The following is a 5,838-nucleotide window of genomic DNA, read 5'->3' on the forward strand; positions in this document are numbered from 1 at the left end:
TGCAGGAGGGCATGGTCATCCGCACCAACAGTCCCCGGGTCCGCTCCGCCCGGAGAACCAACCTGCGTCTGATCCTCTCTGAGCACAACTCCACCTGCACCACCTGCATCCGCAGCGGAAACTGCGCCCTGCAAACCCTGTCCCACGATTTGAACATTCACTTTCAGCCCTACCGGCTCCAGCCGGAAAAATCCCGGGTAGATCTGGACGCCCCGGTGGTACGGGAGGCCAGCAAGTGCATCAAATGCATGCGCTGCGTGCAGGTATGCGATAAGGTGCAGGGAATGCACATCTGGGACGTGGCGGGCACCGGCTCCCGTACCACAGTGGACGTGAGCTTTAACCGGCTTCTCAAAAACACGGACTGCACCTTCTGCGGTCAGTGCGTCACCCACTGCCCTACTGCCGCCCTCACTGTCCGGGACGACAGCAACAAGGTCCTGCGGGCTTTGGCGGACCCGGAAATCACCACGGTGATTCAAGTGGCGCCCGCCGTGCGGGTGGCATGGGCGGAGGCGTTCAATCTCTCCCCCAAATTTGCCACCGCCGGGCGAATGGTGGCAGCTTTGCGCCGGATGGGCTTTGACTACATTTTTGACACCAATTTTGCCGCCGACCTCACCATTATGGAGGAGGGCAGCGAGTTTTTGGAGCGGTTTACCCACCGGGGGAAGTACCGCTGGCCCATGTTCACCTCCTGCTGCCCCGGCTGGGTGCGGTTTGTCAAGTCCCAATATCCGGCGTATACGGAGTGCCTGTCCACCGCAAAGTCCCCCCAGCAGATGTTCGGGGCCATTGCCAAAAGCTACTTTGCGGAGAAAAAGGACGTTGACCCACACAAGCTCTTTGTGGTGTCCATCATGCCCTGCTCCGCCAAAAAGGCGGAGTGCGAGCTTCCCAACATGAACGACGCCTGCGGCGATCCCGACGTGGACGCGGTGCTCACCACCCGTGAGATGGTCCGCCTGCTGCGCAGCGACTGCATCGTTCCCACGGACCTTCCGGAGGAGCCCTTTGACAGTCCCCTTGGCTCCGGTACCGGCGCGGCGGTGATTTTCGGAGCCTCCGGCGGTGTGATGGACGCGGCGCTCCGCTCCGCCTATTACCTTGCCACCAGTAAAAATCCCAAGCCGGACGCGTTTTCCAACCTCCGCAGCGGCACTCCCTGGCGGGAGGCCAGCTTTGCCATCCCCGGCGCGGGGACCGTGCGGGTGGCGGTGGTCAGCAGCCTTTCCGGCGCGCGGGAGCTGATGGAAGCGGTGGAGAGCGGGTCATCGGAATATGACTTTGTGGAGGTGATGGCCTGTCCCGGCGGCTGCGCTGGCGGCGGCGGACAGCCCATTCACGAGGGCATGGAAATGGCCGCTTCACGGGGCGATCTGCTCTGGGAGCTGGACGCGGGGAGCAAGCTCCGCTTCTCCCACGAGAATCCCGACGTGAAAAGCTTGTACAGTGAATATCTCCGGGAACCGCTGGGAAAGCGGTCCCACCATCTGCTCCACACGGACCATTCCGCACGGTTGCCCTCCACGGGGAAAGATTCCCTGTAAAGGGTTGAAATTCCCCCGCGCATGAAGTAACATGGAAGAAACTGAATGATGGAAAGGAGTTTCTTATGAAACTAATTCACACCGAATACGCCCCCGCTGCCATCGGCCCCTATTCTCAGGGCTATGTTGTAAACGGCCTGCTGTTCACCTCCGGCCAGTTGGGGCTGGACCCCGCCACCGGCGCGATGGCGGGCGAGGACATTGTCTCCCAGTCCGAGCAGGTGATGAAAAACCTGTGCGCTCTGCTTAACGCTGCGGGCAGCGACCCTTCCCGCGTGGTGAAGGCCACCTGCTTCCTCTCCGACATGGGGAACTTTTCCGCCTTTAACGAGGTCTACGGCAAATATTTTACCGAAAAGCCCGCCCGCTCCTGCGTGGCCGTGAAGACCCTGCCCAAGGACGGGCTGGTGGAAGTGGAGATCATCGCGGAGGCCTGACGCTCACGCTTTGCCGGGGAGGGACTTCCGAAAACTGGATTTACCGCCGTGGGATGCGGAATTTATAAAAGAACCATGTCCCGCTCCCGCTCAGGTAACCGCCAAATCGAATCAATCCTATCAAAACGGAGGATGCACCTATGCCTTATATTGGGATCAACACCTCAAAGTCCCTGTCCGCCCCGCAGAAGGACGCGCTGAAAACCGCACTGGGTGCGAAAATTTCGCTGATTCCCGGAAAGAGTGAAAGCAAGCTGATGGTGGACATTTCCGACGGGCGCACCATGTATCTGGCCGGTGAACAGCGGGACCTTGCCTATGTGGACGTAAAGTGCTTCGGCTCTGCCGAATTTGCGCACAAGAAAGCGTTTACCGAGGCCGCGTTTGAAGTCGTCCAGCAGACCATCGGCCTGCCTCAGGACGGAATTTATCTTACGTACAGCGAGTTTGAAAACTGGGGCACGCAGGGCACGATGAAATAAAAATTGGCTGGAGCTGTGGGGATTTTTCCAGAAAAATTCCGACCGGGTCTGTACTTTGCTAAGGGTCCCTACTTTTCTAGATTTTTCCCGCCGCTGATTCTTTGCCCTTATGGAAGCTTTCCGGGGTCTTGGAGTTTCCTTTTTTGCCCCATCCTTTCTGCCTTGTCACTTATTTTGTCAATTTCCGCTTTCCCGACATAAAAAACCGCCCGGACGCGACTGCGTCCGGGCGGTTTTTGTAAGCTCAATGCGGGTTTCAGTCCTCATATGCGGGGAGTTCGTCTCCCGCGCCGACCATGGCCGGGGCAGGCACAAGCTCTTCCGCAAATTCCTTATAGGCCGCAAGACCGGTACCGGCGGGAATCAGCTTGCCGATAATCACGTTCTCCTTCAAGCCCTGCAAATGGTCCACCTTGCCCTTGATGGCGGCCTCGGTCAGAACCTTGGTCGTCTCCTGGAAGGAAGCGGCGGACAGGAAGGATTCGGTTGCCAAAGACGCCTTGGTAATACCCATAAGAAGCTGGGTCCCCTCTGCGTGGCGCAAAAGCTCGCCGTCTTCCCTGCGCTCGCCCACCGCATTGCGGCGGTCAACCTCCGTGTTGGCGTCTTCCAAATCCAGAAGGTCCACCATGGAGCCGTCCAGCAGCTTGGTGTCGCCCGCGTCCTCCAGACGAACCTTGCGCATCATCTGGCGGACAATCACTTCGATGTGCTTGTCGTTGATATCCACGCCCTGCTGGCGGTAAACCCGCAGGACTTCCTGAATGAGGTAGTTGTACACCGCGTCGCTGCCCCGCAGGCGCAAGACCTCGTGGGGATTCAGAGCGCCGTAGGTCAGGGCAACGCCCTGCGCCACACGGTCCCCATCCTTCACCAGAAGGCCGGTGTGGGGCACGGAATAGATACGAGAATCGCCGTCGTCGGCGGTAATGATAATGTTCAGCAGGCTTCCCTTGGTGGCCTCTTCAAACTTGACCACGCCGGAAATCTCCGCCAGTTGAGCCATCCGCTTGGGTTTGCGCGCCTCGAACAGCTCCTCCACGCGGGGAAGGCCCTGCGTGATATCGCCGCCCGCCAGACCGCCGGTATGGAAGGTACGCATGGTCAACTGCGTGCCGGGTTCGCCGATGGACTGGGCGGCGATGATACCAACCGCCTCGCCCGGGCCCACAGGCTGGGAGGTGGCAAGGTTCATGCCGTAGCACCGGGCGCACACGCCGCTGTGAGCACCGCAGGTAAGCACCGTGCGGATCATCACCGTGGGCTTTCCGCCCTTTTCCGGGTCAAAGGAGCACATATCTCCCTCCCGGTTGTTCTTCTGAATCCAGCGGCGGCCTTCCAGTATCTTAGCGTCGTTTTCGTCCATCATCCGCTCGTTGGAGATCAGCTCCTCGCCGGTATCAGCGTCCAAAACGCTGCTCACCAGGAACCGGCCCCGCAGACGGTCGGAGAATTTCTCGATGACCTGCCCGTTTTCGCTGATCTCGGAAACGCGAATACCATGGATGGAGCCGCAGTCCTGCTGGCGGATAATCACATCCTGAGACACGTCCACCATTCGGCGGGTCAGATAACCGGAGTCCGCCGTACGAAGGGCGGTATCGGCCAGGCCCTTTCGCGCACCTCTGGAGGAAATGAAATACTCCAGCGCGGTGAGGCCCTCGCGGTAATTTGCCTTAATGGGGATTTCGATGGTGCGGCCCGCCGTGTTGGCGATCAGGCCGCGCATACCCGCAAGCTGACGAATCTGCTTCATGGAACCACGGGCGCCGGAGTCCGCCATCATAAAGATGGGGTTATAGCGGTCCAGATTCCTTTGCAGTGCATCGGAAACCTCGTTGGTGGTTTTCTCCCACTCGGCCACAACCTGCTTATAGCGCTCCTGATTGGTCATGAAGCCCATTTTATACTGGCTCTCAATATCCAGAACACGCTTTTCCGTCTGCGCCACCAGTTCGTATTTCTTGGGGGGCACAGCCATGTCCGCAATGGACACGGTGATGGCGGCGCGGGTGGAATACTGATAACCGGTGGCCTTTACCGCATCCAGCACCTCGGCAGCGATGGTGAAGCCGTGCTTGTTGATGGTGCGGTCCACGATGCGGCTCAGCTCTTTCTTGCCGCACTGGAAAGCAACTTCGTAATCCAGCGCCTTTTCGGGGTCACTGCGGTCCACAAAGCCCAGATCCTGAGGGATATTGCGGTTGAAGATAATGCGGCCCGCGGTGGCCCGGATGATTCCGGTGCGCTCTACGCCGTCCACCGTCCGGGTGACCCGCACCAGAATGGGGCAGTGGGGGCCGATCACGTGGCTGTTGTAAGCCATCAGGGCCTCGTCCTCGCCTGCATAGACATGGACAGGCCGGAAGGTCGCTTCCTTCTTCCCCTCATTCTTCGCAGCCTTATTGACAGCCAAGAACTCGTCGGCATCCACCTCCGTGTCGGCGGTGAGTCCGGTTTCACCTGCGTCGTCCACATACACCGTCTCCGCACCCATCTCGGCCTTGCCGATGCGCTCATAGGTCAGGTAGTATGCGCCCAGCACCATGTCCTGCGTGGGCACGGTGACGGGGCCGCCGTCCTGCGGACGCAGGAGGTTGTTGGCGGAAAGCATGAGAATCCGGGCTTCAGCCTGCGCCTCGGCGGACAGGGGCACGTGAATCGCCATCTGGTCGCCGTCAAAGTCGGCGTTGAACGCCGTGCAGTTCAGGGGATGGAGCTTCAGGGCGCGTCCGTCCACCAGCACCGGCTCGAAGGCCTGAATGCCCAGACGGTGCAGCGTGGGGGCGCGGTTGAGCATGACGGGGTGATCCTTGATAATCACATCCAGCGCATCCCACACGTCGGCAGTGCCCTTATCCACCATCTTCTTGGCGGACTTAATGTTGTTGGCGGTGCCGTCCTCCACCAGCTTTTTCATGATGAAGGGGCGGAACAACTCCACAGCCATCTCCTTGGGCACGCCGCACTGGTAAATTTTCATCTCAGGACCGACGACGATAACGCTTCGGCCAGAGTAGTCCACACGCTTGCCCAAAAGGTTCTGACGGAACCGGCCCTGCTTGCCCTTGAGCAGGTCGCTCAGGGATTTCAGCGCCCGGTTGTTTGCGCCGGTGACGGCGCGGCCCCGGCGACCGTTGTCGATCAGGGCGTCCACAGCCTCCTGAAGCATCCGCTTCTCGTTGCGGACGATAATGTCTGGCGCGTTGAGCTGGATGAGCCGCTTGAGGCGGTTATTGCGGTTGATAACCCGGCGGTAAAGGTCGTTGAGGTCAGACGTTGCGAACCGGCCGCCGTCCAACTGCACCATGGGGCGCAGTTCCGGCGGTATCACCGGCAGCACGTCAATCACCATCCACTCGGGCTTGT

General features: G+C 59.8%; 4 protein-coding genes. 3 read left to right on the forward strand and 1 reads right to left on the reverse strand.

Going from position 1 to position 5,838, the window contains the following annotated elements:
* From RTU96_RS01710 to RTU96_RS01720, 3 genes are all read left to right on the forward strand, one after another.
* On the forward strand, positions 1 to 1,550 hold a 1,550-nt coding region (locus tag RTU96_RS01710; protein WP_312634609.1), incomplete at its 5' end, for a [FeFe] hydrogenase, group A.
* Between the two features lie 65 nt (positions 1,551 to 1,615).
* Entirely contained in the window at positions 1,616 to 1,987 is a 372-nt protein-coding gene (locus tag RTU96_RS01715; RefSeq protein ID WP_312634610.1) for a RidA family protein, read from the forward strand.
* A 140-nt stretch (positions 1,988 to 2,127) separates the two neighbouring features.
* Positions 2,128 to 2,469, forward strand: coding sequence for a phenylpyruvate tautomerase MIF-related protein (locus RTU96_RS01720; protein ID WP_312634611.1), 342 nt, complete (start codon positions 2,128 to 2,130; stop codon positions 2,467 to 2,469).
* A 256-nt stretch (positions 2,470 to 2,725) separates the two neighbouring features.
* Here the strand turns inward: RTU96_RS01720 and rpoC are convergent.
* The coding region (rpoC, locus tag RTU96_RS01725; protein ID WP_312634612.1) for a DNA-directed RNA polymerase subunit beta' at positions 2,726 to 5,838 on the reverse strand (3,113 nt) is incomplete at its 5' end.

This window comes from Oscillibacter sp. (assembly GCF_032018205.1).
In the GTDB taxonomy this organism is placed as follows: Bacteria; Bacillota; Clostridia; order Oscillospirales; family Oscillospiraceae; genus Oscillibacter.